The 25,410-nt window shown below is 75.2% G+C and carries 18 protein-coding genes, 1 pseudogene and 1 riboswitch; of the genes and pseudogenes, 6 read left to right on the top strand and 13 right to left on the bottom strand.

Annotated features, from left to right (window positions below; genetic code table 11):
- Window positions 1–48: 48 nt before the first annotated feature.
- The 8 genes and pseudogenes from DSM112329_RS03160 to DSM112329_RS03125 all read right to left on the bottom strand — a co-directional run bounded on the left by DSM112329_RS03160 (window position 49) and on the right by DSM112329_RS03125 (window position 12,296).
- On the bottom strand, window positions 49–1,422 hold the full coding sequence (locus DSM112329_RS03160; protein ID WP_354700358.1) for a cobyrinate a,c-diamide synthase: 1,374 nt from the start codon (window positions 1,420–1,422) through the stop codon (window positions 49–51).
- Window positions 1,419–2,420, bottom strand: coding sequence for a hypothetical protein (locus DSM112329_RS03155; protein WP_354700357.1), 1,002 nt, complete (start codon window positions 2,418–2,420; stop codon window positions 1,419–1,421). The genes DSM112329_RS03160 and DSM112329_RS03155 overlap by 4 nt, the downstream gene beginning before the upstream one ends.
- Window positions 2,414–2,944, bottom strand: a pseudogene (gene cobO, locus DSM112329_RS03150) (cob(I)yrinic acid a,c-diamide adenosyltransferase); the annotation flags it as partial. The gene DSM112329_RS03155 and the pseudogene cobO, both read right to left, overlap by 7 nt.
- 206 nt (window positions 2,945–3,150) lie before the next feature.
- Entirely contained in the window at window positions 3,151–5,262 is a 2,112-nt protein-coding gene (locus tag DSM112329_RS03145; protein WP_354700356.1) for a VWA domain-containing protein, read from the bottom strand.
- Window positions 5,259–9,080 (bottom strand): cobaltochelatase subunit CobN, encoded by a 3,822-nt coding sequence (cobN, locus tag DSM112329_RS03140; protein ID WP_354700355.1) that lies wholly within the window; start codon window positions 9,078–9,080, stop codon window positions 5,259–5,261. Before cobN ends, DSM112329_RS03145 begins: the two co-directional genes overlap by 4 nt.
- Window positions 9,074–10,603, bottom strand: coding sequence for a cobyric acid synthase (locus DSM112329_RS03135; RefSeq protein ID WP_354700354.1), 1,530 nt, complete (start codon window positions 10,601–10,603; stop codon window positions 9,074–9,076). The genes cobN and DSM112329_RS03135 overlap by 7 nt, the downstream gene beginning before the upstream one ends.
- Window positions 10,600–11,631 carry a cobalamin biosynthesis protein gene (locus DSM112329_RS03130; protein WP_354700353.1) on the bottom strand — a complete coding sequence of 344 codons (1,032 nt, stop codon included), beginning with the start codon at window positions 11,629–11,631 and terminating at the stop codon, window positions 10,600–10,602. Before DSM112329_RS03130 ends, DSM112329_RS03135 begins: the two co-directional genes overlap by 4 nt.
- On the bottom strand, window positions 11,628–12,296 hold the full coding sequence (locus DSM112329_RS03125) for a histidine phosphatase family protein (RefSeq protein ID WP_354700352.1): 669 nt from the start codon (window positions 12,294–12,296) through the stop codon (window positions 11,628–11,630). Before DSM112329_RS03125 ends, DSM112329_RS03130 begins: the two co-directional genes overlap by 4 nt.
- A gap of 79 nt (window positions 12,297–12,375) precedes the next feature.
- A riboswitch (cobalamin riboswitch) is annotated at window positions 12,376–12,453 on the bottom strand.
- Between the two features lie 231 nt (window positions 12,454–12,684).
- On the opposite strand from DSM112329_RS03125, the gene DSM112329_RS03120 reads away from it, so the two are divergent.
- The 3 genes from DSM112329_RS03120 to cobS all read left to right on the top strand — a co-directional run bounded on the left by DSM112329_RS03120 (window position 12,685) and on the right by cobS (window position 16,904).
- The gene (locus DSM112329_RS03120; protein WP_354700351.1) at window positions 12,685–13,437 is read left to right on the top strand and encodes a GNAT family N-acetyltransferase; all 753 of its coding nucleotides are present in this window, start codon (window positions 12,685–12,687) and stop codon (window positions 13,435–13,437) included.
- 45 nt (window positions 13,438–13,482) lie between these two features.
- Window positions 13,483–15,315, top strand: a complete 1,833-nt coding sequence (gene cobT, locus DSM112329_RS03115; protein WP_354700350.1) for a nicotinate-nucleotide--dimethylbenzimidazole phosphoribosyltransferase — start codon at window positions 13,483–13,485, stop codon at window positions 15,313–15,315.
- Between the two features lie 365 nt (window positions 15,316–15,680).
- The gene (cobS, locus tag DSM112329_RS03110; protein WP_354700349.1) at window positions 15,681–16,904 is read left to right on the top strand and encodes an adenosylcobinamide-GDP ribazoletransferase; all 1,224 of its coding nucleotides are present in this window, start codon (window positions 15,681–15,683) and stop codon (window positions 16,902–16,904) included.
- Window positions 16,905–17,218: 314 nt separating this feature from the next.
- On the opposite strand, the gene DSM112329_RS03105 is transcribed toward cobS, so the two are convergent.
- Genes DSM112329_RS03105 through DSM112329_RS03095 form a run of 3 tightly spaced genes read right to left on the bottom strand, consistent with a single transcriptional unit; the run spans window position 17,219 to window position 21,221 of the window.
- Window positions 17,219–18,142, bottom strand: a complete 924-nt coding sequence (locus DSM112329_RS03105; RefSeq protein WP_354700348.1) for a hypothetical protein — start codon at window positions 18,140–18,142, stop codon at window positions 17,219–17,221.
- A gap of 4 nt (window positions 18,143–18,146) precedes the next feature.
- Entirely contained in the window at window positions 18,147–20,135 is a 1,989-nt protein-coding gene (acs, locus tag DSM112329_RS03100; protein ID WP_354700347.1) for an acetate--CoA ligase, read from the bottom strand.
- A 57-nt stretch (window positions 20,136–20,192) separates the two neighbouring features.
- Complete coding sequence (locus DSM112329_RS03095) at window positions 20,193–21,221, bottom strand: hypothetical protein (protein ID WP_354700346.1); 1,029 nt, start codon at window positions 21,219–21,221, stop codon at window positions 20,193–20,195.
- Between the two features lie 88 nt (window positions 21,222–21,309).
- Between DSM112329_RS03095 and DSM112329_RS03090 the strand changes: the two genes are divergently transcribed.
- Together DSM112329_RS03090 and DSM112329_RS03085 are read left to right on the top strand one after the other, a co-directional pair.
- Complete coding sequence (locus DSM112329_RS03090) at window positions 21,310–22,437, top strand: saccharopine dehydrogenase NADP-binding domain-containing protein (RefSeq protein ID WP_354700345.1); 1,128 nt, start codon at window positions 21,310–21,312, stop codon at window positions 22,435–22,437.
- Window positions 22,438–22,447: 10 nt separating this feature from the next.
- On the top strand, window positions 22,448–23,509 hold the full coding sequence (locus tag DSM112329_RS03085; protein WP_354700344.1) for a class I SAM-dependent methyltransferase: 1,062 nt from the start codon (window positions 22,448–22,450) through the stop codon (window positions 23,507–23,509).
- A 47-nt stretch (window positions 23,510–23,556) separates the two neighbouring features.
- Here the strand turns inward: DSM112329_RS03085 and DSM112329_RS03080 are convergent, their stop codons facing one another.
- Both DSM112329_RS03080 and DSM112329_RS03075 read right to left on the bottom strand, forming a co-directional pair.
- Entirely contained in the window at window positions 23,557–24,336 is a 780-nt protein-coding gene (locus DSM112329_RS03080) for an SGNH/GDSL hydrolase family protein (protein WP_354700343.1), read from the bottom strand.
- Window positions 24,333–25,082, bottom strand: coding sequence for an alpha/beta fold hydrolase (locus tag DSM112329_RS03075; RefSeq protein WP_354700342.1), 750 nt, complete (start codon window positions 25,080–25,082; stop codon window positions 24,333–24,335). Before DSM112329_RS03075 ends, DSM112329_RS03080 begins: the two co-directional genes overlap by 4 nt.
- A 31-nt stretch (window positions 25,083–25,113) precedes the next feature.
- On the opposite strand from DSM112329_RS03075, the gene DSM112329_RS03070 reads away from it, so the two are divergent.
- Complete coding sequence (locus DSM112329_RS03070; RefSeq protein ID WP_354700341.1) at window positions 25,114–25,380, top strand: hypothetical protein; 267 nt, start codon at window positions 25,114–25,116, stop codon at window positions 25,378–25,380.
- The last annotated feature ends 30 nt before the right edge of the window (window positions 25,381–25,410 follow it).

Below are 25,410 nucleotides of genomic sequence, written 5' to 3'. Positions count from 1 at the left end.
TGACGCTGCCACACCCCTCGAAGGTGCCCGGGGCCGGCCCCGAGTTCCTCACGCGACCTCCGAGACCACGGCGCGGAGCGGCGCGGCCGCGCGGGCGAAGGCGTGGGCGACCTCCGGATACGCCGCCCAGTTCACGTGCAGGTACCCGGCCTGGACGCCGCCGCTGACGACGCCCTCGGGGCGCTCGAACGTCCGCGTCGACAGCTGCCAGGCCGCCTGGGCGCGCGGGTCGAGGGACTCGACCTTTGAGTAGTGGAACTCGTGCCCGCGCAGCGCGTGGCCGGCCGCCAGCCATGGGGTCGCCGTCGCGGCGACCGCCTCGCGGTAGCCGAGCGTCAGCCGTCCCGCCATGAACGCACGCGCCGGCAGGACGCCGCACATCTCGTGCCCGTCCAGCTCGCTGCAGAGGTACAGCAGCCCGCCGCACTCGGCGAGGATCGGCCGGCCCGACGCGGCGAACGCGGCGACCTGCGCCCGCAGCGGCGCGTTCGCCGACAGCTCGGCGCCGAAGATCTCCGGGAACCCGCCGGCGAGCACCAGGGCCCCGGCGCCGGTCGGCAGCGCCTCGTCGACCATCGGGTCGAAGCCGACGAGCTCCGCCCCGGCACCCTCGAGCAGCTCGAGGTTCTCCTGGTAGTGGAAGGAGAACGCGGGACCGCGGGCGATCGCGATCCGCGTCCCCCGCGCGACCGGGCGCTCCGCGACCGGCGACCAGGTGGGCCCGGGCGTGTCGGGCGCCGTGCCGGCCAGCCGGACCACGGCATCCATGTCGACGTATCGTGCCGCGGCATCGGCGAGCGCGTCGAGGGCCGCGCGTGCGTCGTGCTCGCGCTCGGCCACCGGGACGAGGCCGAGGTGGCGCTCGGGCGTCGTCACCCGCTCGTCCCGCCGCAGGGCGCCGAGGACGGGCAGCCCGCTGTCCTCCACGGCCTCGCGCAGCAGCTGCTCGTGGATGTCCGACCCGACCTTGTTGAAGATCACGCCCGCGACGTTCACCTCCGGGTCGAAGGTCCGGAAGCCGTGCACCATCGCCGCCGCCGAGCGGGCCATGGCGGCCGCGTCCAGGACGAGCAGCACCGGCGCGCCGAGGAGCTTGGCGATGTGCGCAGTCGACGCGAGCTCGCCGCGGCCCGACGCCCCGTCGAACATCCCCATCACGCCCTCGATGACGGCGATGTCGGCGTCGCCGCTGCCGTGGCGGACGAGCGGCGCGATCAGGTCGGGCCCGGACAGAAACGCGTCCAGGTTGCGACCGGGCCGGCCCGACGCGAGCGCGTGGTGGCTCGGGTCGATGTAGTCCGGGCCGACCTTGAAGCCCTGCACCTTGAGCCCGCGGGCGCGCAGAGCGCCGATGAGGCCGCAGGCGACGGTGGTCTTCCCGGCCCCGGAGCTGGTGCCGGCGACGACGATGCGGGGGATCACGCGGCAGGCTCCTGAACGGCGGGGACGGTGAGGTCGGTGAGCGGCAGCTTCGCGACGGCGTTCTCGGTCAGGCGCCGCGGGGGCTGCTCGTCGGGATGCTCGGCGGCGGTCGCCGGCGACCAGGTCACGGACGGCACGGGGTCGGCGAGGTGCAGGCCCGTTCCCGGGTCGCAGCCGTGGTCGGGGCAGACGCGCAGCTTGCCGCCGCCGGCCTTCTCCAGCGCGGCCACGAGGGGGGCGATCAGCAGCTCGTCGGCGCGCTCGAGGACATCGATCTTGGCGGCCTGGTCGTGCAGGTGGGATGCCTCGTCGGTGCCGCCGATGTGGACGACGACACGGCTAGCGCCGCCGCCGATCGCTGCGATCGCCGCCGCCGCTTTCGCGGCCAGGTCGCTGGCGGCGGTGCCGGTGGCGCCGTCGGGGATGACGACCTCGGCGCCCATCAGCCGTGCGACACCGGCCGCCGCGCCGGCGGCCGCGATCATCACCGTGCCGGCGTCCAGCGTCGCCGGGACCAGCAGGCCCTCGGGCCACACGTGCAGGTCGAGCCCTGTCGGCTCGCGGACCGCGGCGGGCAACGGCTCGGGGCCGACGACCAGCAGGCGGTGGCCGCCGAGGCGGTGGACCTGGTGTCCGGGCGCCCCCATCCGGAGGGCGACGGCGGCGCGGACCGCAGCGTCCTCGTCGGCGCGAGCGCCGCCGGCGGCGAGGACGTCGACCCGCCAGGCGCGGGCACCGTACGGGACGACGATCGCGTGCGCCGCTGCCTCGATCGCGCCGCGGTCGACCGGCGCGTCCGGCGTCCAGCCCAGGAGCGTCGGGACCGCGACCTCGGTCCCGGGCGGAAGGCCGAGCGGCACCGTGCGCAGCCGCGTCAGGCTGCCGCTGCGGGCCAGCGCGTCGAGCGTCGGGGTGCACGCGCGCTCGAGCGAGGTCTCGCGCGTGTCGTCCGGCCGCTCGCTGGCGCCGTCGAGGATGACGACGACCTCGGTCACCATTCGATGCCCTGCTGCCCGCGGATGCCCTGCTCCATCTGGTGCTTGACGAGAGTGACCTCGGACACGAGGTCCGCGGCGTCGATCAGGGCCTGCGGTGCGTCGCGGCCGGTGATGACGATGTGCTGGAAGCCCGGCCGGTTCGCCAGGACGTCGACCACCTCGTCGACGTCGATCCAGCCCCACTTCAGGGGGTACGTGAACTCGTCGAGCATGAGGAACTCGTAGCGCTCCTCGGCAACGAACTGCTTGACCTGCTCCCAGCCGGCGCGGGCGAGGTCGGCGGACTCGACGATGTCCTTCGAGATCCAGGACCACCCGTCGCCCATCTTCATCCAGTCGATGCCGCCGAGCGCCTCGGCGGCGCGCTGCTCGCCGACCTTCCACTTGCCCGACTTGATGAACTGCACGACGCCGCAGCGGTAGTCGCGGTTCCACGAGCGCAGCAGCATGCCGAAGCCGGCAGTGGACTTCCCCTTGCCCTCGCCCGTGACGACGATCAGCAGCGGCTTGTCGCGCGGCTTGCGGCGGCGGGGCTCGGCGGTGCCCCTGTCGGTGGGCGCGTGCGGGACGTCGACGCCGGGGGCCGTGTTGCGCGCGAGGGCCTCGGCGTCGGTCTCCGGTTTGCGGAACTGGCGCTCGATCGGCGCGTCCTCGGGGTCCGGGGCGGCGCCGCGCAAGGAGCACTTGGCCACGTACCCGGCGGGGCGTTCGGTCTTCGTGTGGTCGCTCATTACGCGGCGTTCCTTCGTGGCGGGTCGTTCGTGATGAGGCGGGTGAGGTCGGCGCCGACGGCGCGGGCCAGCTCCGCGGCGAGTCCCAGTCTGACGGGGCCGTCCTCGAGGTCGGCGACGACGGTGCGGTCGGCGGCGTTCGCGAGCCGGGCGAGGGCGCGACGGGCGTGGCCGTCCGGGTCGGGCGCGCGACCGTCGGTGAGCAGGACGGCGACGCGCGCGCGGCCGGCCAGGTTCGGCCGGGGGTCGCGCGCGAGCGCTTCGAGCAGCTGCGCCGCGTGGTCGATGCCGGCGGCCAGGGGCGTGCGACCGCCGGCCGGCAGGGCCCGGCACGCGGCGGCGGCCTGCTCGAGCGGTGCCCCGGGCGCGACGTGCGTCCGGGCGCCGTCGCCGCCGAAGCCGACCACGGCGACGAGGTCGCGGCGCGCATACGCACGGCGCAGCGCCGCTTCCAGCGCGCCCTTCACACGGGCCAGGCGACGCTGCGCGGCCATCGAGCCGCTGGTGTCGACGACGAGGCACAGCAGCGCGCCGCGCCCACCGCCGACGATGGCGGTGTACGGCCGGATCCCGGCGACCGGAGCGCCCAGCGGCGTCCCTTCGTCCGCACCGGGACGCGGAGAACGGGACGCGGCTCCCGCGCGGAGGGCAGCGAGGATCGTCGGAAGGACGGCTATCGGATCGCCGTCCCGTGCGGGCCGGCTGTCGAGGTGCGCGAGGTTCCCGCCCGGCGCGCGGCCGCTCGGCAACGGCGTGGCGGGGTCGTGTGCGCGGCGGCCGGCAGCGGCCGCGGCGGCGCGCGGCGTCCGGCCACGGGTCAGGCCGAGGGCGTCCTCCGGCAGGCGCGCGGCCATCGCGGCGGGAACGGTCGGCCGGCGCGGCGGACGGCGCTGGTCGTCGCCATCGGCCGAGGGCGGCGGTGCGGCACGCGGGGGCGGGACGAGGTCGGGGTCCGGCGCCCACGACGGCGGCGGCGCACCCCCCACACCGTCTGACGACCGGTTTTGGTCGTCCTGACGACCAGAATTGGTCGTCAGACCGTCGGCGGGGGTGTCCGGGCCGCCGTCCGTCTCCGGGTCGCCGTCCGCGTTCGTGCTCCCATCCGCGTCCGGGCTTCCGTCCGCGCCCGCGTCGGGGGAGCCACTCGCGTCCGGGGCGTCGCTGTCGTCCGCGTCACCGTCGTCCGCATCGTTCGCCGACTCCAGCGCGTCGTCGATCGCCGGGTCGTTGCCACCGCCCGACGGCGGCGGCGCCAGTGGGTCCCGCCGCATACGGTGGCGCAGCGCCAGGTGCGCGGCGCGCTCGACGTGGGATGCGTCGACGTCCTCCACGCCGTCCAGCGCCGCCAGGGCGCGTGCCGCCTGCGCGCAGACGAGGTCGCCGCGAACCCCGTCCAGGTCCAGCTCGACGCAGACGCGGGTGATGCGCAGGAGCTCGCGCTCGCTGATGCGGACCCGCCCCACCACCGCGCGTGCCGCCGCGATCCGGACGGCCAGCGTGCGCTCGGCGTCCGCCCACGTCGCGGCGAACGCGGCCGGGCCTGCGTCGAACTCCATCCGCCGCCGGACGATCTGCGCGCGCACCGCCGCGTCGCGCGGACCGGCGATCTGCACGCCCAGCCCGAACCGGTCCAGCAGCTGCGGCCGCAGCTCGCCCTCCTCCGGGTTCATCGTCCCCACGAGCAGGAAGCGCGCGTCCTGCACGACGGAGACCCCGTCCCGCTCGACCGTCACCGACCCGGAGGCCGCCGCGTCCAGCAGCGCGTCGACCAGGTGGTCGGGCAGCAGGTTGACCTCGTCGACGTACAGGACGCCGCCGTCGGCCCGCGACAGCAGACCCGGCTCCACCCGGTGCTCGCCGTCGAGCGCGGCACGCAGGTCGAGCGTCCCGACCAGCCGGTCGAGCGTCGCGCCCAGCGGCAGGTCGACCAGCGGCGCGCCGTCCCCCAGCATCGGCGCGAGCGCGCGCACCGCCGTCGACTTCGCCGTCCCCCGCTCCCCGCGCACCAGCACGCCGCCCACCACGGGGTTGACGGCGCAGACCAGCAGGGCCTCGATCAAATCTGCTTGACCGACGATGGCGCTCAGCGGATAGGGGACCGACGCGCTCATGCAGTCGCGCCCTCCAGGGCGTCTTCCAGCGACAGGTACCGCGCCTTGATCGCGTCGATCGTCTCGGCGGGCGGCTCGGCCCAGAGCCCGCGATCCGCCGCCTCCAGCAGCTTCTCGGCGATCGACCGCGCCGCCCACGGGTTGGCCTGGTCCATGAACGCGGCGACCTCCTCGTCCAGGAGGTACTTGTCGGCGACCTGCTCGTACATCCAGTCGCTGGCCACGTCGGTCGTCGCGTCGTAGCCGAACAGGTAGTCGACGGTCGCTGCCAGCTCGGCCGCGCCCTTGAACCCGTGGCGGACCATCGAGCCGATCCAGCGCGGGTTCGCGACGCGGGCGCGGAAGATGCGCCGCGTCTCTTCCGCGAGCGTGCGGACCTTGACCTTGGCGGGGTCGGACGAGTCGCCCAGGTACGCCTCCGGCTCGGACCCCGACAGCGCCCGGATCGTGGCGATCATGCCGCCGTGGTACTGGTAGTAGTCGTCGCTGTCGAGGTGGTCGTGCTCGCGCGAGTCGACGTTCTTCACCGCGACGTCGATCTGCTCGAAGCAGGAGCGCATCGCGTCCCCCGCCGCCACGCCACCCAGGCCGCGGCCGTATGCGAACCCGCCCCACGCCTCGTAGACCGCGGCGAGGTCCTTGTCGTCGCGCCAGTCGCGCGTCTCCAGCAGCTGGATCAGGCCGGCGCCGTACGTGCCCGGCTTGGAGCCGAAGATGCGCGTGGTCGCCCGGCGCCAGGCGGCGGACTTGTCGAGGGACGACGCCAGCGACGCCGCCTCCGCTCGCGCGTGCTTGGCGACGAAGTTCTGCTCGTCGGGCTCGTCCAGCCCCGCGACCATCGTCACCGCGTCGTCCAGCAGCCCGAGCAGGTGCGGGAACGCGTCGCGGAAGAAGCCGGAGATCCGCAGCGTCACGTCGACGCGCGGCCGGCCCAGCTCCTCGAGCGGGATGACCTCAAGCCCGACGACCCGGCGGGACGACGGATGCCACGTCGGCCGCACGCCGAGCAGCGCGAGCACCTCCGCGGCGTCGTCCCCCTGGGTCCGCATGGCAGCGGTGCCCCAGGCGACCAGGCCGACCATCTCCGGCAGCTCGCCCTTGTCGGCGACGTAGCGCTCGATGACGGCGTCGGCGAGCTTGACGCCGGTCGCGAACGACAGCTCGGACGGCAGCGCGCGCGGGTCGACCGAGTAGAAGTTGCGCCCGGTCGGCAGGACGTCGAAGCGCCCCCGGGTCGGCGCGCCGGACGGGCCGGCCGGGACGTGCTGCCCGCGCAGCGCGCCCAGGGTGTTGGTCATCTCGTCCGTCGTCTGCAGCAGCTTCGGCACGATCTGGCCGGCGGCGAACCGCAGGGCGGAGGTCACGCCGGCGTGCTCACGGCCGAGCACCGATCGCGTCAGCTCCTCGCAGCGCGCCACGTCCCAGTCGTGCTCCGAGAGCGACGTCAGCAGCGCGTGCTGCGCCTCCTCCAGGCGGTCGAGCAGGTCGCTGCCGCGGTACGCGGTACCGGGGAAGCGGTCGATGAGCGCGCGCGATCGCGCCTCGTCCACCTTCACGCCCGGGTCCGCGACCAGCGTCTCCTCGTGCAGCCCGAACGCGTCCGCCACCGCGCGCCGCAGGCCCGGGACGTCACCGCTGCCGTGCCGGCCGATCGCCGCGACCAGGCCGCGCAGGTGCGGACCCTCCGGGACGACGCCCAGCACGTGCAGCCCGTCCTTGATCTGGACGTCCTTCACCTCGCAGAGGTAGCCGTCGAGATGCTCGACCAGCGTGCCCGCGTCGTCCGGCTCGTGCTCGGCGTTGAGGCCCAGGTCCTCGTGCAGGTTCGCGGCCTGGATGGCCTTCCAGATCTCCGCCCCGAGGCCGGGCAGCTTGGACGGGTCCAGCACCTCCAGGCGCGCGTACTCGTCCATCAGCGCCTCGAGGTCGGCGAGCTCGTCGTAGGACTCCGCGCGCATCATCGGCGGGACGAGGTGGTCGATCACGACGGCGTGCGCGCGACGCTTGGCCTGCGCGCCCTCGCCGGGGTCGTTGACGACGAACGGGTAGACCAGCGGCATGTCCGCGAGCGCGGCGTCGGGGGCGCACGACTCGCCGAGCGCGAGCATCTTGCCGGGCAGCCACTCGAGCGTCCCGTGCTTGCCGAGGTGGACGATCGCGTCCGCCTTCCAGTGCGCGTTCAGCCAGCGGTAGGCCGCCATGTAGTGGTGCGCGGGCGCGAGCTCGGGGTCGTGGTAGATGCCGACCTGGTCGTCGCCGTAGCCGCGCGGCGGCTGGATGAGGACGACGACGTCGCCGTACTCGACGCCGGCGACCACGAGGTCCCCGCCGCCGTCGGATGCGGTGTCGGACTGGTCCAGGTAGCGGTCACCCGGAGCCTCGCCCCACTTGTCGACCATGTCGTCGGTCAGCTCGGCGGGGAGCGACTCGTACCAGGACAGGTAGTCGGCGACCGAGATGCGCAGCTTGGCGTCCTGCAGCAGCTGATCGGTGAGGAACTCGGGGTCGTGCCCACCCGCGGCGATCAGCTCGTGCATCAGCGCGTCGCCGTCGGCAGGGATGTCCTGCACGTCGATGCCGTCCGCCTTCAGCTGGTGCAGCAGCCCGATCGCAGACGCCGGCGTGTCGAGCCCGACCGCCATGCCGATGCGTGCGTGCTTGGTCGGGAACGCGGTCAGGACGACGGCGATCTTCCGCCGCGCGGCACCGTCGTCGTTCCAGGCGCCGGGCCGCAGCTTGGCGTGCCGGATGACGAGCCCGGCGAGCCGGTCGCAACGCTCGGCGTCCGGGACGTAGCGCGGGACCGCGGTGCCGACCGGCGAGTCGGTCGCGTCCATCTCCTTGAAGCAGATGGGCCCGCCGATGATGCGGCCGTCGAACTCAGGGATCGCGACCTGCGTGGCGGCGTCGATCGGCAGCAGCCCCTCGCCACCCTCGCCCCAGCGCTCGCGGGACATCGTCACGCACAGCGCCTGGATCACGGGGACCTTCAGCGATTCCAGCGCGCTCGAGTCCCACGCCATCTGCTCCTCGTGGCCGCCGTCCGCCGCGGCGATGTCCCCCGCTGCGTCACCCGCGTTGGCGCCGCCGGTCGCGAGCATCGTCGTGATGAGGACGTCGACGTGGCCGCGCAGGAGATCCAGGGCCGGGACGGCGCCGCCCGCGTGGTCGCGCTTCATCGTGTAGGCCCAGACCGGGACGGGGTGCCCGCCCTTGCGCTCGATCGCCGCGCAGAGGCCGTCGATGAAGTCGGTGTTCCCGGTCAGGCGGTGCGAGCGGTAGAAGGTGATGCCGACGACGGGCCGCTGCGGGTCCCGGCCCTCGAGCGCCTCCTCGATCGTGACGTCCCCGCGGCCGGGCAGGTAGATGCCGAGCTTCTCGACGGGCTTGGGCTCCTCGAAGCCGTAGCCCTCCAGCAGGAAGGTGTCGGCCAGGAAGCGCAGCAGCTGCTCGATGTTGTCGACGTCGCCGCTGGACAGGTACTCGCCGACCTGGGCGACGGCGCCCGACGGTGCCGTCGACAGCGCGGTCATCTCGGCGTCCGGGGCCGACTCGCCGCCGAGCGCGATCAGGACGATGCGCTGCTCGCGGCAGCGCTCGGCCAGGCGGTCGACCCCACCCTGCCAGCCACGGCGGCCGCCGAGGACGCGGATGACGACAACGCGCGCGTCCTCCAGGACGTGGTCCAGGAACGGATCGATGTCACGCGTGCCCTTCGGGTTCGCGCAGCGGACGGCCGGGAAGTCGTCCGGCAGGCGGCGCACCGCGGCGGCGGTGGCGAGGATCTCGGTGTCGGCGGTCGTGATGAATCTCAGCACGTGGCAGCACGCTCCAGCAGCAGGTCGGGAAGGTCCGTCGGGACGCCGCGCTCGATCAGCTCGAGCAGCGCGGCGGTGTCGAGGTGGTCCTCGATGAGATCGCCGAGGCGGTCGAGCTGACGCTCGCGCTCGGCGTGGAAGTCGATGGTCGCAGGGACGAAGGGCAGGCCGCGCTGCGCTGCCGTCCAGCGCAGGAGCGCGCGGCGCGCTTCGTCGTGCTCGAGCAGGCCGTGCCAGCTCGTGCCGATGGTCGCGCCGGCGACGCAGCCCTCGGGCTCGCCGTCGTTGCGGACGATCAGGGGCTGCGCCGCGCTTGCCGGGTCGGTGGGCCGCGGGCGGCCGTGGCGGATCTCGTAGCCGCCGACGGCGCTCTGCAGGAACGCGCTGTGACCGTGCACGTTGGCGAGGACCTTGTCGCGCTCGAACGGCGTGGTGATCGGGAGGATGCCCAGGCCCGCGACCGCTCCGGCTCTGGACTCCACGTCGTCGGAGATGTGCTCGCCGAGCAGCTGGTAGCCGCCGCAGACGCCGAGGATCGGGTCGCCCGTGGCCGCCCGCTGCTGCAGGGCGAGGTCCAGGCCGTCGTCCCGCAGGCGCTGCAGGTCCTGCACGGTGGCCTTGGTGCCGGGGACGACGACGAGGTCCGCGCGCTCGATGTCGACGGGGCTGCGGGTGAAGCGGACGCGGACGCCGGGCTCACGGGCGAGGGCGTCGAGGTCGGTGAAGTTCGACATCCACCTGAGCCGCACCACCGCCACGTCCAGGGTCCCGGTGCCGCCGTCGACATCCTGGCGGGGTGCCGCGATCGCGAGCGAGTCCTCGGCGTCGATCGTCAGGTTCTCCGCGAACGGCAGCACGCCGAACATCGGGCGGCCGGTGAGCGCGCTGATCTGCTCCAGGCCCGGCGCGAGGATCGACGCGTCCCCGCGGAACTTGTTGATGACAAAGCCCGCGATGTGGCGCTGGTCGGCGGGCTCGAGCGCGGCGACGGTCCCGAGCAGCGAGGCGAACACGCCGCCGCGGTCGATGTCGCCGACAAGAATCACGGGCAGGTCGGCGGCGCGGGCGAGGCCCATGTTCGTGAGGTCCGCGGCGCGGAGGTTGATCTCCGCAGGCGAGCCGGCGCCCTCGCAGACGACGACGTCGTAGCGGGTGCGGAGGTCATTCAGGGCGTCGGCGACGATCGGCCGCAGCTCGTCCTTCAGCCCCTGGTAGGTCGTCGCCCCGACGTCCGCGTAGGGCTTGCCCATGACGATGACCTGCGAGTGACGGTCGCCGGACGGCTTGATAAGGATCGGGTTCATGGCGACCTCGGGCGCGATCCCCGCGGCCGCGGCCTGCATCGCCTGCGCGCGCCCGATCTCGAAGCCGCCGCGGGCGACGACCGAGTTCAGCGCCATGTTCTGCGCCTTGAACGGCGCGACGCTGACGCCCCGGCGCTTCAGCCAGCGGCATAGGCCGGCGGTCACGAGCGACTTGCCGGCGTCGCTGTGGGTCCCGGCGACGAGCACGGCCCCCTTCATGTTCCGCCCCGTTTCGCGCCGAGACCCGTTCTCCATCGGACTGGGTGACGAACAACGGGTTTCGGCGTCCGGAGGCGGACGATGAGCGTGCGGGCGGCCGCGCACGCGATGGTCGCCGCGGCGCCGACCGCGAGGCTCAGGCGGGTCGCGCGGTGCACGTCGGTAGCCGTCGGCGCGCGACCGTCCCCCATCGTCGGGCGGATCTCGTCGCGGCCCGCGTAGGCCAGCGGACCGCCGAGCCGGACGCCGAGTGCCCCCGCGAACGCGGACTCGACCCGGCCCGCGTTGGGGGACGGGTGCTTGGCGCCGTCGCGCAGGACGGTCTCCAGCGTCGTGTCGGGCGCCCCGCCAACCACGGGCGCACAGACAGCGGTGAGGCCCGCGGCGAGGCGGGCCGGTGGCCAGTTCAGCGCGTCGTCCAGCTTGGCCGCGGCCCAGCCGAACTCGCGGTAGCGGTCGCTGCGGTGGCCGACCATCGCGTCGAGCGTGTTGGCCGCGCGGTACGCCGCCACCCCTCCCGGGCCGGCGACGGCCCCCCAGAAGAGCGCGCCGACGACCGCGTCGCTGGTGTTCTCGGCGACCGACTCGAGGGCCGCGCGCGCCAGGCCGTCCGCGTCGAGCGCCTCGGGGTCGCGCCCGCAGAGCGACGGCAGCGTCGTGCGGGCCGCAGCCAGGTCGCTGCGCTCGAGGTCGTCCGCCAGCCGCCCCGCGACCCGCGTGAGCGAGCGCCCGCCGAGTGCGCCCCAGGTGACGGCGGCCAGGACCGCGGTCGCCCCGCGGCGGCGCCCGGCGTCCCCACCCAGCGCGCCGCCGAGTGCCGCGCCGGTCCGTCCCGCGAGGGCGCCGGCTGCGGCGGCGCCGCCGACGAGGACGCCGGCGTAGACGACGCCTCGCGGCCGGGACGGCGCGTACAGCGCGGCCTCCGCGCGCAACGCCGCCTGCCCGAAGCCCGCAACCGGGTGCCGGCGCGCGGGGTCGCCGAGGAGGAGGTCGGCGACGTACCCGCCCGCGAGTCCTGCGCCGGTCATCGGTCGACCCCCTGGTCGGCCGGCCGGACACCGGCAGACCCGAGCGCGAGACCGGGGGCCTGGGCGGCAGCGGCCGGGGCGCCGACGCGCTTGGTCGCCGTGAGCGCGTTGGTCCGCACCACCGTCCAGCGGCCCTGGTGAGCGTGCAGCGTCGTGATCGAGAGCGGGGCGACGTCGACCCGCCAGAAGCTCATGACCGGCGCGCCGAGCGCGCGGACGATGGCCGCCTTGATGACCCCGCCGTGCGTGACGGCCACCGCCCGGCCGTCCAGCTGCCCCTGCTCGTCGAGCCACTCGCCCACGCGCGCGCTGAAGGTCGTGAGCGACTCGCCCCCGTGCGGGGCGGCGTCCGGGTCGGTCATCCACGCCGTCGCGGCGGCGAGGTCGTCCGCGTGGATCTCCTCGAGCGTGCGGCCCGCCCAGGTGCCGAAGTCACCCTCGGCGAGCCGCGCGTCGACGACGGGCGTCGCCAGCCCGGCCGCCGTGACGGTCTGCCGACAGCGTCCGGCCGGGCTGCACAGGACCTCGCCCGGGTCGGCCGGCAGCGCGCGGGCGAGCGCCGCCGCATCGGTCAGCCCGCGGGCGTCGAGCGCTTCGTCCGCCGGGAACGTGAGCGTGCGCGTGGCAGGCGTCGCCGCATGCCGGACGAGGAGCAGGCGCCTCACGTCGGGGTGAAGTCCATCTGAACGGTCCTCCACGGGATCTCGCGTCCCGTTCGCGTCGAGGGCTTGGTCGCGGCGGCAGGAGTTCCTGACTCCCCGGAACGCAGAACCCGTCCGGGACACAGTGGCGCGACCGTCCCGGAGTCTCGCCGGGTTCCTCACGCCGCCACGCGGTAGTGCCGGGCATGTTACCGGCCGCCCTGCGGCGTCCCGTGCCCGAAGGACGACAGCGCGCTGACGCAGCGTCATCAGGAGATCGACCACCGTGGCGGGGCCGGAACGACGGGTCACCGGAAGCGCCGCGGGTGACGCGGTGTCAGCAGGAGCTCGGGCCTCGTCCGGGGGCCGGAACCCGGGGTCGACGTCGCCCGCAGCTGCCAGGCTGTCCGGCGTGACTGCGCGGACCGTGCTGGCCGGACCCGACGGCGTGGCCTGCGCCACGTACGTGCGCGGAACGCGCGACGGGCTCCCGCTCGCCGACCGGCTGCGACCGCGCGACGGCGCCGCGCCGCACGTGGTCGCCGCCGCTGCCGTCGACACGTTCCCCGGCTGGCTGGTCGCGGTGCATCCCGGCCCGCTCGGGGACGCGCTCCTGGCCGCGGGCGCCACGCTGCGCCGGCATGCCCACGTGATGCGGCTCGACCTCGCGCGCGTCCCGCCCCGTCCCCCGGCGCCCGCCCCGCCCGGCGTCACCGTCGCCGCGCTCGACCCGCGCGAGCTCCCGGCCGGTCTCGGCGAGCCGAACCTGGCCGCGTACCCCGCCGGCCACCCGGACGCGCGTCCCGGCGAGACCGCTGCGAGCGCGCTCGCGGAGCTGCAGCGCATCGCCGACGGCCTCGTCACCGGGCCCCTCCATCCCGCGACCCGGATGGCGATCGGCGCGGACGCCAGCCCGCTCGGCGCGGTGTTCGTGAACGACCGCCCCGCGTCCGGACCGTGGATCACGGACATCTTCCGCCGCCCCGGCCCGGCGACACGCGGCCTGGGCAGCCTGCTCCTGGACCACGCCGTCGCGGCGGTCCGGGACGTGGGCGGCATCCAGGTCGGTTTGGCGGTCACCGACGGCAACCCGGCGCAGACGCTGTACGTCGACCGCGGCTTCGTCGTCCTGGAATCCGCGCTGACGCTGCTGCTCCCCGGCTGAGGGCCGGCGCGGCGCGGGCCGGGCGGCCCGTCTACCCTCCGGTGCGTGGCCACCGACCACCTACCGCGACCGGAGACGCCGGAGGGCTTCGACGCCTCCCGGGCCGCCGAGCGCGCGGCCGACCCGCACGGCTGGCGCTACACCGCGGACGAGCGCGCGATCGTGCACCGCGTCATCGCCGAGCGGCGGGACATCCGGCGGTTTCGCCCCGACCCGGTCCCGGGCGACGTCCTGCAGCGTGTGCTCGAAGCGGCGCACCGGGCGCCATCGGTGGGCCTGATGCAGCCGTGGCGGATCATCGTCGTGGCCGACATCGCGACCCGCAGCGCCGTCCGCCGCCTCGCGCAGCGCGAGCGGGTGCTGCAGGCCGACCGCTTCGACGAGCGCGCGCGGCACTTCCTGGACCAGAAGATCGAAGGTGTCGTCGAGGCGCCGCTCGGCATCGTCCTGTGCTGCGACCACGGCGACCCGGAGGCCGAGATCCTGGGCCGCGGGACGATCCCCGAGACCGACGTCTACTCGGCGGCGTGCGCCATCCAGAACCTCTGGCTCGCCGCGCGGGCCGAGGGCCTCGGCGTCGGCTGGGTCAGCTACTACCGCCCGCAGGACCTGCGGGACCTGCTCGGCATACCGGGCCGCGTCGACCCGATGGCGTACCTCGCCGTCGGCTGGCCCGACGAGCGCCCGGTCCGCCCGGGCCTCGAGTCGGCCGGCTGGTCGCAGCGGATGAGCCTGGACGACGTCGTCATGCACGAGCGCTGGGACGATCGCGACGTGACCCCGGCCGCGAACCGCCACGTGCCCGGCCGTCCCGTCCCGCCCGTGACCGCGAGCACGGCCGCGACGGCGACCCCGAACCGGCTGGCGGCGATCGCCGCCCGCGATCGCAGCGATCAGCTGATCAAGCCCGCCGGCTCCCTGGGGGCGCTCGAGGCCGTCGTCGAGCGCTGGGCCTCGATCACCGGCGCGCCGCCGCCCGCACCGCTGCGGGCCGGCGTCCTCGTGTGCGCGGCCGACCACGGCCACACCACCCACGGCACGAGCCTGTTCGCGAGCGAGGTCTCCACGCAGGTGACTGCGGCCGCGGCCCGTGGGGAGTCCGCGGTCGGCGTCCTGGCCCGGCGCGGCGGGCACCCGCTCCTGATTGCCGACCTGGGCCTGGCCGGACCCACCCCGCCCGGGGTCCGGGACGAGAAGGTCGCGCGCGGCAGCGCCGACATGCTGGACGGGCCCGCCCTGACCGACGCGCAGCTGAACCGCGCGCTCGACGCCGGCGCGCGCCTGGCGGGCGAGCTGGCCTCCGGTGGCCACGCCGACTGCCTCGTCCTGGGCGAGATCGGCATCGGGAACACCGCGACGACCGCCGCCCTCGTGACCGCGCTCACCGGCGCCTCGCCGGATGTGACGGTCGGCCGCGGGACCGGCATGGACGCGGCCGGCCTGGACCGCAAGCGGGCGGTCGTCACGGCGGCCCTCGCCCGCCACCCCGACGCGGGGGCCTCCCCCCGGGCGGCGCTGCTCGCGGTCGGCGGGCTCGAGCTCGCCGCGCTCACCGGCGCGATCCTCGAGGCCGCCCGCCGCGGGCTGCCCGTCGTCCTCGACGGCTATGCGGTCGGCGCGGCCGCCCTCGCCGCCATCCGGCTTGACCCGCTCGCGGGCGAGGTCCTGGTCGCGGGTCACCGGTCCGCGGAGCTGGGCCACGACCTCGTCCTGGCGGAGCTCGGCCTCGAGCCGCTGCTGAACCTGCGGCTGCGCCTGGGTGAGGCGTCCGGCGGGCTGCTGGCGCTGCCGATGATCGAGGCGGCCGGCGCCCTGCACCGCGACATGGCGACGTTCGCCGACGCGGGCGTGACCCCGGCCGACGGGGCGGGCGCATGAGCGGCGGTGGACTCTGGTCGGGCCCGCAGCCGGAGGACGACGGCCGGCCCGACCCGCCGTCGCCGGACGACGAACCCGTCCCGCCCGCGGACACACCCGCTCGCGCGCGGTCGTGGATCCCCGGCCGGCCGCGTCCGCGCCTTGGGACGAGGTCCGGCGGCAACGATCCCGCGAGTGGGACGCGGGCCGGCGACGGCGGCGAGCCCGCGACCAGGCCGGGCGGCGACGACCCCGCACCGGTCGACGACCCCGCGGACGCGCCCACCCGTCGTCAGCCCACGCCGACGCGGGACGCCGCACCCGAGGTCCCGCCGGCGCCCCCGAGCGCCGGACAGCCCGCGCCTGACCGGTCGCCGGACAGGCCGGTGGTACCCCGGGAGGCGATCGGGGGACGACCGGCGGGCGCGGAGCCGACGGGCGCGGAGCCGACGGGCGAGCGCGCGGCGGCGCCCGGCGTTCCTGGTCCGTCCCGGCCGGTCGCCACCGACCGCGGGGCGGCCGCCGACGCCGAGGCCCGGCCGGCGCCGTCGCCGCGGGCACCCGGCGGGCCCAGCGACACGGACTCCAAGGCCCAGCCGGCGTCCTCGCCGCTCGCGGCCGGGGGCGAGGGCGGTCCCGACGCGCAGGCCCCTCCCGGATCCGCGCACCCCGCGCCCGGCAAGGACGACAGAGCCGACCCGGGTCCCCACCCCCCACCGTCCGCGCCGCTCGCGGCCGGCCGCGAGGGCGGTCCCGACGCGCAGGCCCACCCTGAGTCCGCGCCCCACGCGCTGGCCAAGGACGGCCAGGCCGACATCGGGCCGCACCCCTCAGCGTCCTCACCGCCCGGCGGACCCGGCATCGCCGGCCCCGAGCCCGCCCCCGGCTGGGCGGGCGGACTGCTGCACGCCGTCACGTTCCTCACGATCGTCCCGCTTCGAACCGGTCCGCACGGACGCGACCTCGCGCCGACCTTCTACGCGATCGTCGGCGCGGCGATCGGCGGTGTGGGGGCACTCGTCCTGACCGCGGCCCGGCCGTCTCTGGGCGCGCTCGCCGCGGCGATCCTCGCGGTCCTCGCGACCACGGTCCTCACCGGCGGCCTGCACCAGGACGGCCTCGCGGACTGCGCCGACGGGCTCGGCGTCCGCGGTGACCGCGCGCGCCGCCTGGAGGTCATGCGGGACTCGGCCATCGGCAGCTTCGGGACGCTCGCCCTCGGGTTCTGGCTGTTGCTGACCACCACCACGCTCGCGCAGCTGTCGACCCGCGACGCGGCGGGGGCGCTCATCGCGAGCGCCGCGCTCGGCCGCTGGGCGGTGCTGGCGCACGCCTACCGCACGCCGTCCGCCCGGCGCGACGGGCTGGGCGCGGCGTTCGCCCCGACGTCGACCGCTGTTCTGGCGGGCGCGGGGACGGCCGTCGTCGTCACGTTCGTCGCCTGCGGGTTCGGTGCGGGCGTCGCGGCGATCCTGGCCGCGGTCGTCGCGGTCGCGGCGGCCGGCCTGTGGGCCGAGGTCGCGGTCGGCGGATACACCGGCGACACGCTCGGGGCGACGGTGGTCGTCACCGAGGTCGCGGTGCTCCTGGCCGTGCTCGCGGCGAACTGATCCACCACGCGGTCGGCCGCTGAGGGCCGGACGCGAGACCGCAGGCGTCTCCGGCGTGCGTGCTCACTGGCGGATCGCACGGCTCCGACCCCGGTGAATCGACATTCACCGCCCATGGGGGGGCACCACTGGCGGATCGCACGGCTCCGACCCCGGTGAATCCACATTCACCGCCGAAGGGGGTCCCGCCGGCGGATCGCACGGCTCCCACCCCGGTGAATCGTCATTCACCGCCATGTGGGGCACCACTGGCGGACCGCACGGCTCCCACCCCCGTGAATCCACATTCACCCGGCGCGGACGCCCCCGCCCGGTCAGCCGACTGCGTCATCCACGCCCGGATGCTCCGGCGGCCAGTCGCGGAACAGCGGCGCGACCTGGGCGAGCCAGCGCTCGACGACCTCACGCCCGGCCTCGGTGAGAGACGGCGGCTCGAGGTCGCCGTCGTCGAACGGCGGCGTGGCGACGATCAGCCGCGCCTGGACCAGGTCCTCCTGCACGTGGCGCAGCTCCGCCGGCCAGCGGACGCCGAGCCGCGCCGCCAGCCCGGCGAGGTCGTCGGCCGGTCCGCCGGACGCGTCCCCCTCGGCGACCGCGACCGCCACCAGCAGCTGCAACGCGACCGGGTCGAGGCGGCCCGGCATGCCGTCCGCGAACGCCCGGTTGGCCAGCGCGACGGCCCCCAGCGCCGCCAGCGCCAGCGGCCGCGTCCGCCAGCCCAGCTCGACCCGCGGCGTGTCCCAGTCGTCGTCCTCGTCCCCGTCCCCGTCCTCGTCTTCGTCATCCCCGAGGTCGAAGGCGTCGAAGTCGTCCTCGTCGTCGTCGAGGTCCTCCCAATCTGCCGTCAGCCGCGGATCGAGGTCCCCCATGAACACCCCGACGACCGTCGGCTCGGAGCGTTGCCAGAACGCCGCCCCCTCCGCGGTCAGCGACGAGCGCGACGCCCGCGGCTCCAGCAGCAGCACCATCCGCAGCAGCCGCTCGTCGCTGTCGCCGGCCAGCGTCGGCGGCAGGCCGACGACCGTGATCCCGCGCACCGCAGCGGTCTCGGCGGCCGTCACCCACGCCGGCGAGGCCGGTGGATCGACGAGCACCACCGCCAGCGCGTCGTCCGGCCAGAACGCGTCGACCACGACGGGCTCCCCGTCGTCGTCCCGGAGCCACGGCCACCGGTGGCCACGGAGGCCACGCGCCCCGAGCGCCGCGTCGCAGCGGTCGAGGAGCGCCCCCGCGTCCACGCGCTCAGCCCTCGGCGGCCTGCGCTGCCTTCACCTGCGACTCGAGCTCCTTCATCACGTCCGGGTCGCGCAGCGTGGTCACGTCGCCCAGCGCGCGGCCCTCGGCGATGTCCCGCAGCAGCCGCCGCATGATCTTGCCCGACCGCGTCTTGGGCAGGTCGTCGGCCCACAGGATGCGCTTCGGCCGCGCGAGCTTCCCGATCCGCGCGGCGACGTGCTCGCGCAGGACGCCGACCATCTCGTCGTCCCCCGCCAGGTCCCCCTCGAGCGTCACGAACGCCGCGATCGACTGCCCGGTGTCCTCGTCGGCCTGCCCGATGACCGCGGCCTCGGCGACCTGCGGGTGGGAGACGAGCGCCGACTCGACCTCGGCGGTCGACAGCCGGTGGCCGGAGACGTTGATGACGTCGTCGATGCGGCCGATGATCGAGACGTAGCCCTCCTCGTCCTGCCGCGACGCGTCCCCCACGAGGTAGGTCGTCGCGCCGAACTTCTCCCAGTAGGTCGACACGTAGCGGTCGTCGTCCCCGTACAGGGTCCGCAGCATCGCCGGCCACGGCTGGGTGAGCGTCAGCAGGCCCTGCTCGCCGCGCGGGACCTCGTTGCCCTCCTCGTCCACGACCGCGGCGGCGACCCCCGGCAGCGTCGTCCCGGCCGACCCGGGCTTCGCGTCCTGCGCGCCCGGGAGCGTCGTGATCATGATCGCGCCGGTCTCGGTCTGCCACCACGTGTCGACGACCGGGCAGCGCCCGCCGCCGACGACCTCCCAGTACCAGAGCCACGCCTTGGGATTGATCGGCTCGCCGACCGACCCCAGCAGCCGCAGCTTGGAGAGGTCCGCCTTCTCGACGTGCTCGGCGCCCCACTTCATGCAGGCGCGGATCGCCGTCGGCGCGGTGTAGAAGACCGTCGCCTGCGACTTCTCGCACAGCTCCCACCAGATCCCCTTGTGCGGATAGTCCGGGGCACCCTCGTACATCACCGACGTCACGCCGTTGCTCAGCGGGCCGTACACGATGTACGAGTGGCCGGTGATCCAGCCGACATCGGCGCTGCAGAACCAGACGTCCTCCTCCGGCCGCAGGTCGAAGACGTTGCGGTGCGTCCACGTCACGCCGGTCATGTAGCCGGCGGTCGAGTGCAGGATGCCCTTCGGCGCCGCCGTCGACCCGGACGAGTAGAGGATGAACAGCGGGTGCTCGGCGTCGAACGCCTCGGCGGGACACTCGGGGTCGGCGGCCGCCATCGCCTCGTGCACCCACACGTCGCGGCCGTCCTGCATCTCCACGTCGATCCCGGTGTGCTGCACGACGAAGATCGTCTCCAGGGACGCGACGTCGCCGATCACCTCGTCGACCGACGCCTTCACCGGCGCCGTCTTGCCCTTGCGCCGCGCGCCGTCGACCGTGATCAGCGCCTTCGCCTGCGACACCTCCATCCGCTCCCGCACGGACCCGGCGCTGAAGCCGCCGAAGACGACGTTGTGCGGCGCGCCGATCCGGGCGCAGGCGAGGATCGCGACGAGGACCTCGGGGATCATCGGCAGGAAGATCCCGACCACGTCCCCCGCCTTGACGCCCCGTGCGAGCAGCGCGTTCGCCATCCGCTGCACGTCCGCCAGCAGCTCGGCGTACGTGATGTCCCGCGTCTCGCCCTCCTCGCCGTACCAGTGGAACGCCACGCGCGAGCCGTGGCCCGCATCCACGTGGCGGTCCAGGCACTGCGCCGACGCGTTCAGCTTCCCGTCCGCGAACCACTTGTAGAACGGGGGCGCCGAGTCGTCGAGCCCCTGCTCGGGGACGACGTCCCAGTCGAGGATCTCGCGCGCCTGCTCGAGCCACCAGGCGGCGGGGTCGGCGGCGGCGGCGTCGTGGACGGAGGAGTCGGAGATCAGCGCGGAGCCCGCGAAGGGCACCGGGGGCGGGAAGCGCTCCTGCTCCAGAAGCTCCCCGAGGCGTGTCTGCAGTGCGGTCTCGTTCGTGCTGGCGGCCATGCGCGGAGCCTACCCGCGCCCCGCGTTGCGGCAACGTTGCGGCCGGGCGCGGCCCGGTCAGCGCCGCTTGCGGTTCTTCCGCTTCTTCGAGGCCGAGTGCGGCACGCCGTCCGGGCGACGGGCGGCCGTGCCGGGCAGGCCATCCGTCCCGGTCTGCGGGCCCGACGAGCGCTTGCCGAGATCGACGGATTCGCCGTCGCCGGAGTCCTCGGAGCCGGAGTCCGTGTCCGGGTCCGCGCCCCGCGCCGCCGCGCCGGCGAGCGCCTTCTGCTCGCGGAGCTCCTGCTGGGTCGGCCACGGCTCGGACTTGCCGGTCGTCCACGCGGGCGGACGGCCGACCGCACCGGGCCAGCGGTCCATGATCAGGAAGCCGATCGCGATCAGCCAGAAGCACTGCACGACCGGGAGGTTCCCCCCGATCGGGATGACGAACAGGGCGCCGACGATGATGCCCAGGATCCCCATGAACCGCGTGAGCAGGCCGACGCGCATCGCGTTCAGGCTCAGCAGCACGAGCGAGAAGGCCATCAGCAGGACGCCGGCCTGGCGCAGGACCTGCGCGGCGAGGACGACTCCGCCCTGCAGCGCATCGTGGGCCGCTTCGGTCGAGTAGTCCTTGCCGTCGACGAACTCCCCGGCCTTGACGCTGATCCCGATCTGCAGCGCGAGCTCGGAGACGCCCAGCAGGATCGGGCCGAGCAGCGCGCCGTAGAGCGCCATCCGCGGGAGGTTCGGGTTGCGGGCCTGCGTCGCCCGGAACAGGTAGCCGAGGACACCGGCCATCGACGCCGAGCCGATCGCCAGCACGACCGCCACGAACAGCAGCGTCACGGCCTTGTCGTCGTAGAAGAGCAGCTGGCTCGTGCGCAGGCCCTCGCCGAGCGCCGGGCTCAGCTTGTCGCCGGCGGCGTCCCGCAACCCGTCGAGCCCCGAGACCTTCGGGAAGTCCTGGAACTGGATCGAGGCGGCGATCCCGCCGAACAGGGTGAGGTTGCCTGCGACGAGGGCGAGCAGGCCCGCGCGCGTCTTCTGCGCGGACTCCCAGGCGAGGGTCTCGTCGACGGAAGGGAGGGAAGCGTCAGCCATGCGAGCACAGATCATGATGCAGACGGCGGCGCGGCGTCGCGTGATACACGCCCACCCCCCGTGTGTCCCTCCACTACCCTCACGGCGGATGACCGCCCCGAGCACGCGTCCGATCGCCGTCTACGGCGCCACCGGCTACACCGGCGATCTGGTCGTGGCCGAGCTGCGGCGGCGCGGGCTGGACGTCGTCCTCAGCGGCCGCCGGCCGGATGCGCTCGCAGCGGTGGCGGCGAAGCACGGCCTGGACCCCGGCGCTGCCGTGCGCGCCGCCGCGGCCGACGACCTCCCCGCGCTGACCGCCGCGTTCGCCGGCTGCGGCGCCGTCATCGCGTGTGCGGGCCCGTTCGGCCAGCACGGGCACGGCGTCGTCCAGGCCGCCGTCGCGGCCGGGGCGCACTACGTGGACACGACCGGCGAGCAGCCGTTCATCAAGGCCGTGGTCAAGCAGTACGGACCCGGCGCCCGCAACGCCGGCGTCGCGCTCGTCAGCGGCATGGGCTTCGACTACCTGCCGGGCGACCTGCTGTGCAACGTCACGGCGGCCGGCGCCGGCCCGCTGAGCGACCTCACGATCGCCTACGCGATCCAGGGCTTCGGCGCGACGCGCGGCACCGCGAAGTCGGCGCTGCTGATGCTCGCCTCCGGGGAGGACGTCTACACGGACGGCGCGCTGCGGCCCGCGCCCGTCCGCCAGCCGCTCGGGCGGACCTTCGACTACGGCCCCGGCCTGGGCGTGAAGACCGTCGCGCGCTACCCCGCCGGCGAGGTCATCACGGTCCCCCGTCATGTCGACACCGCTCAGGTGACGTCGCTGATCACGGCCGCGACGTTCGCCCCCCACCCGCTGATGGAGTCCGTCGTCCCGATCACGACCCCGGCGATCGGGCTGCTGCTGAAGACGCCGCTGCGGTCGCTGCTGGCGAAGGGCATCGACCGGCTGCCGGCCGGCCCGGCCGAGGATGCGCGCCGCGCCGTCGCCTACACGCTCGTGTGCGAGGCGACCCCGGCGGACGGCGGGCCGGTCCGCCGCGGCGTGCTGCACGGCAGCGACATCTACGGCATCACCGCGGTCACCACCGCGCATGCAGCGGAGCTGATGACCGCAGCGGGCTACGACAAGGCCGGCGGGCTGGCCCCGGCCGAGGCCTACGACGCCGCGTCGTTCCTCGACGCGCTCGCGCCGCACGGGATCAGCTACTCGATCGCGGTCCGCTGAGCCGGCCCCGATGACCGGCGGTGGCAGGGGCAGCGACGGCGGCACGCCCGGCGGCGCGGCCCGGTCCGTCCCGACCGCCGGCGTCGGCGTCGGCGTCGGCGTCGGCGTCGGCGGGGCCGGCCTGCCCGCCTGCCCCGCGTGCGGGACGGCGACGTCCGCCTGGATGTCCGCACCCGGCGCCGCGTACGACGCCGGGGACATCGACCTCGCACGCTGCCCGGAGTGCGGCACCGCGGTCACGCTGACCCCGGTCCCGGACGGCGTCGACCTGCACGAGACCGGGGACTACGCGCCGGCACCCCCGCGCGGCGCGACCCTGGCCGCGCCGCTGCTGCGGTTGTTCGACCGCCAGCGCCTGCGGCTCGTCCGCTGGGCGACCGGCGGCGGATCGGCGGCTGCCGGGACGCGCCTCGTGGACGCCGGCGCCGGCCGCGGCCGGTTCGTCGCCCACGCGCGCGCCCAGGGCTATCCGCTGGCCACCGGTGTGGAGCCGACGGTGCGCGGGGTGGACGCCGCCCGCTCGCGCTACGGCGTGACGCTCCAGCGCGCCGGGATCGAGGACGCCGGTCGCCCGGACGGCGAGGCCGACGCGGTCACGCTGTGGCACGTCCTGGAGCACGTCGACGACCCGGCCGCGGTCCTCGACGTCCTGCACGCCTGGCTGCGCCCCGGCGGCGTGCTGGTCGTCGGCTGCCCGAACCTCGCCTCGTGGCAGGCGCGCCTGTCGGGCCGGGTCTGGTTCCACCTCGACCTGCCGCGCCACCGCACCCACTTCACCGCGCCCGGGCTGCGGCGCCTGCTGGACGCGCACGGGTTCGAGACCGTCCGCACGGTGCACGTCCTCGCCGAGCACAACCCGTACGGGATGTGGGAGTCCGGGGTCAGCCGCCTCACGCACCGGCCGTCCTACCTCTACCACCTGCTCAAGCGCAGCGCGCCCGTGAACGCCCGGGACCTCGCGGCGGTCGCGCTCGGGACCGTCCTGATCCCGCTGGCGGTCCTCGCCGAACTGGTCGCGGGCCTGTGCCGGCGGGGCGGGACGGTCGCCGTCATCGCCCGCCGCCGGGTCTGAGCCGCACGCCCGCACGCCCGCCCGTCAGCCCGACGCGGACCGGCGACTCAGGGCAGCTCCATCGCCTCCGCGAGCTTCTTGTAGCCGGCGACCGTCGGGTGGTTGCCCTCGATCGTCAGCTCCGCGCGCATGCGCCCCCGGTTCTCCGGGTCCTCGAGCGCCGCGTACCACGGGAAGACGGTCACGCCCTCGGCCTTGGCCGCCGCCCGCAGCAGCGTGTTGAGCCGGGTGACCAGCGGCGCCGCCTGCGGGTAGCCGTTGTTCCACGGCAGGACCTCGACGCCGTAGACGTCCAGCCCGAGCTTCTTGCCCGCCGCGTACATGACGCGCAGGTTCCTCGCGGCGTCCTCCACCGACCGGCCCTGCGCGATGTCGTTGATGCCGCCCTGGACGACCAGGACCTTCGCGCCGGCCGCGCAGGTCTGCAGGCGCCTGGCGATCTCGTCGGTCCGCTCGCCGTTGACCCCGCAGTTGCGGATCTCGTAGCGGGGATGGGCGGCGGTGAACCAGTACTCCCACTGGGAGCGCTCGTCGAGGTCGTCGCCGATCTGCTTGCGGACGTCCGGGTCCGGGTCGTAGAGCGGCGTCCCGGCGGTGATCGAGTCGCCCAGGGCCGCGACGGCCACCGTCCCGGACCGCGGGCGCGGCGTCGGGTTGACCGGGACGTTGCCCGAGACCCCGGGAACGCGCGTCGCGGGAACGCTGCTGGCCGGCCCGGTCGCTACAACGCCGGGCGCGCCGCTGTCGCCCTCGTTGTCCGAACCGCAGCCCGCCGGCGCCAGCGCCAGGAGGACGCAGGCCGCGAGGACGGACGCCGCGCGCCTCATGCCGTCACCGCGCGGACCGCGCCGGCGAGGTCGCCGGCCGGGTCGCGCCGGGCGCCGGGCAGCAGCGCGGCCAGCGCGTCGGCAGCGGCGACGACGCCAGGCGGGGTCAGCGGTCCGGTGGTGATCACCGCAGGGACGCTAAGGGCACGGAGCTCCGCACGGGTCACCGCGAGGCTCGACAGGCCCGCGTAGTCCGCGAAGAACCCCCGCGCCGCCGACTGCGCGCGCGCCAGGGTGTCGGCGTCGGCGTCGGTGCGGCCCTCGAGCCAGCGGGCGACCGCGGCCGCCGGGCCGCCCGCGCGGAGCGCGTCCTCCAGCAGCGCGCGCTCCGCCGCCAGCTCCTGCGCGGCGTCGGGGACGAAGGCCAGCAGCGGCGGGTCCGCGCAGGCCAGGGCGCGCACGCGTTCGGGGAACCGCAGCGCGAGGTCCAGCGCGACCAGCGCGCCGAACCCGTCGCCCGCGACGACCGCGGGTCCTGCGGCGAAGGCGTCGAGCACCGCCACCGCGTCGCCGGTCTGCTCCGCGACCGTCGTGCCGGTGTACGGCTGCGGTGCGCCCGACCGCCCGTAGCCACGGCGGTCGTAGGTGACGATGCGCAGCCCGCCGGCGGCCAGGTCGCGGGCCGCCGGCTGCCAGGCGCGCGCGTCCGACGCCTGCCCGTGGACGAGCAGGACGACGGCGCCTTCCGGCGGGCCGTGCTCGTCCACGGCGAGCTCCACGCCCGCGCCCTCGATCAGCTTGGTCATCCGCACGCCACCCTACGGCTACCATGGGGTGATGGAAGGCTTCGGAGGACTGTTCGGCGACCCCGACGAGCTGCAGCGCCGCATGGCGGAGTTCGCGGAGAACATGGCGGGGCAGCAGAAGCTGGTGGGCGCGGACAACGCGATCCAGCTCGCGGTCTCGCTGACCGTCGCGGCCATCAACCGCGTGAACATCCAGGGCACGACCGAGCAGCAGGCGGAGCAGATCCGCCAGGTCATGGCCACGGTCTTCCCCGAGGCCGTGACGCTCGTGCGCGAAGCACGCTCCGGCCTGTCGTAGCCACCCGCCCAGCGGTTTCCCGCAGCTTGC

Origin of the sequence: Paraconexibacter sp. AEG42_29 (assembly GCF_040581415.1) — a bacterium.
GTDB lineage: Bacteria > Actinomycetota > Thermoleophilia > Solirubrobacterales > Solirubrobacteraceae > Paraconexibacter.
This window is presented reverse-complemented; position numbering and strand designations above follow the sequence as displayed.

Coding starts and splice junctions, on each gene's coding strand:
- DSM112329_RS03155 (WP_354700357.1), bottom strand. CDS start 2,420: ATGGTGACCGAGGTCGTCGTCATCCTCGACGGCGCCAGCGAGCGGCCG.
- DSM112329_RS03145 (WP_354700356.1), bottom strand. CDS start 5,262: ATGAGCGCGTCGGTCCCCTATCCGCTGAGCGCCATCGTCGGTCAAGCA.
- DSM112329_RS03135 (WP_354700354.1), bottom strand. CDS start 10,603: ATGAAGGGGGCCGTGCTCGTCGCCGGGACCCACAGCGACGCCGGCAAG.
- DSM112329_RS03130 (WP_354700353.1), bottom strand. CDS start 11,631: ATGACCGGCGCAGGACTCGCGGGCGGGTACGTCGCCGACCTCCTCCTC.
- acs (WP_354700347.1), bottom strand. CDS start 20,135: ATGGCCGCCAGCACGAACGAGACCGCACTGCAGACACGCCTCGGGGAG.
- DSM112329_RS03095 (WP_354700346.1), bottom strand. CDS start 21,221: ATGGCTGACGCTTCCCTCCCTTCCGTCGACGAGACCCTCGCCTGGGAG.
- DSM112329_RS03090 (WP_354700345.1), top strand. CDS start 21,310: ATGACCGCCCCGAGCACGCGTCCGATCGCCGTCTACGGCGCCACCGGC.
- DSM112329_RS03085 (WP_354700344.1), top strand. CDS start 22,448: ATGACCGGCGGTGGCAGGGGCAGCGACGGCGGCACGCCCGGCGGCGCG.
- DSM112329_RS03080 (WP_354700343.1), bottom strand. CDS start 24,336: ATGAGGCGCGCGGCGTCCGTCCTCGCGGCCTGCGTCCTCCTGGCGCTG.
- DSM112329_RS03075 (WP_354700342.1), bottom strand. CDS start 25,082: ATGACCAAGCTGATCGAGGGCGCGGGCGTGGAGCTCGCCGTGGACGAG.
- DSM112329_RS03070 (WP_354700341.1), top strand. CDS start 25,114: ATGGAAGGCTTCGGAGGACTGTTCGGCGACCCCGACGAGCTGCAGCGC.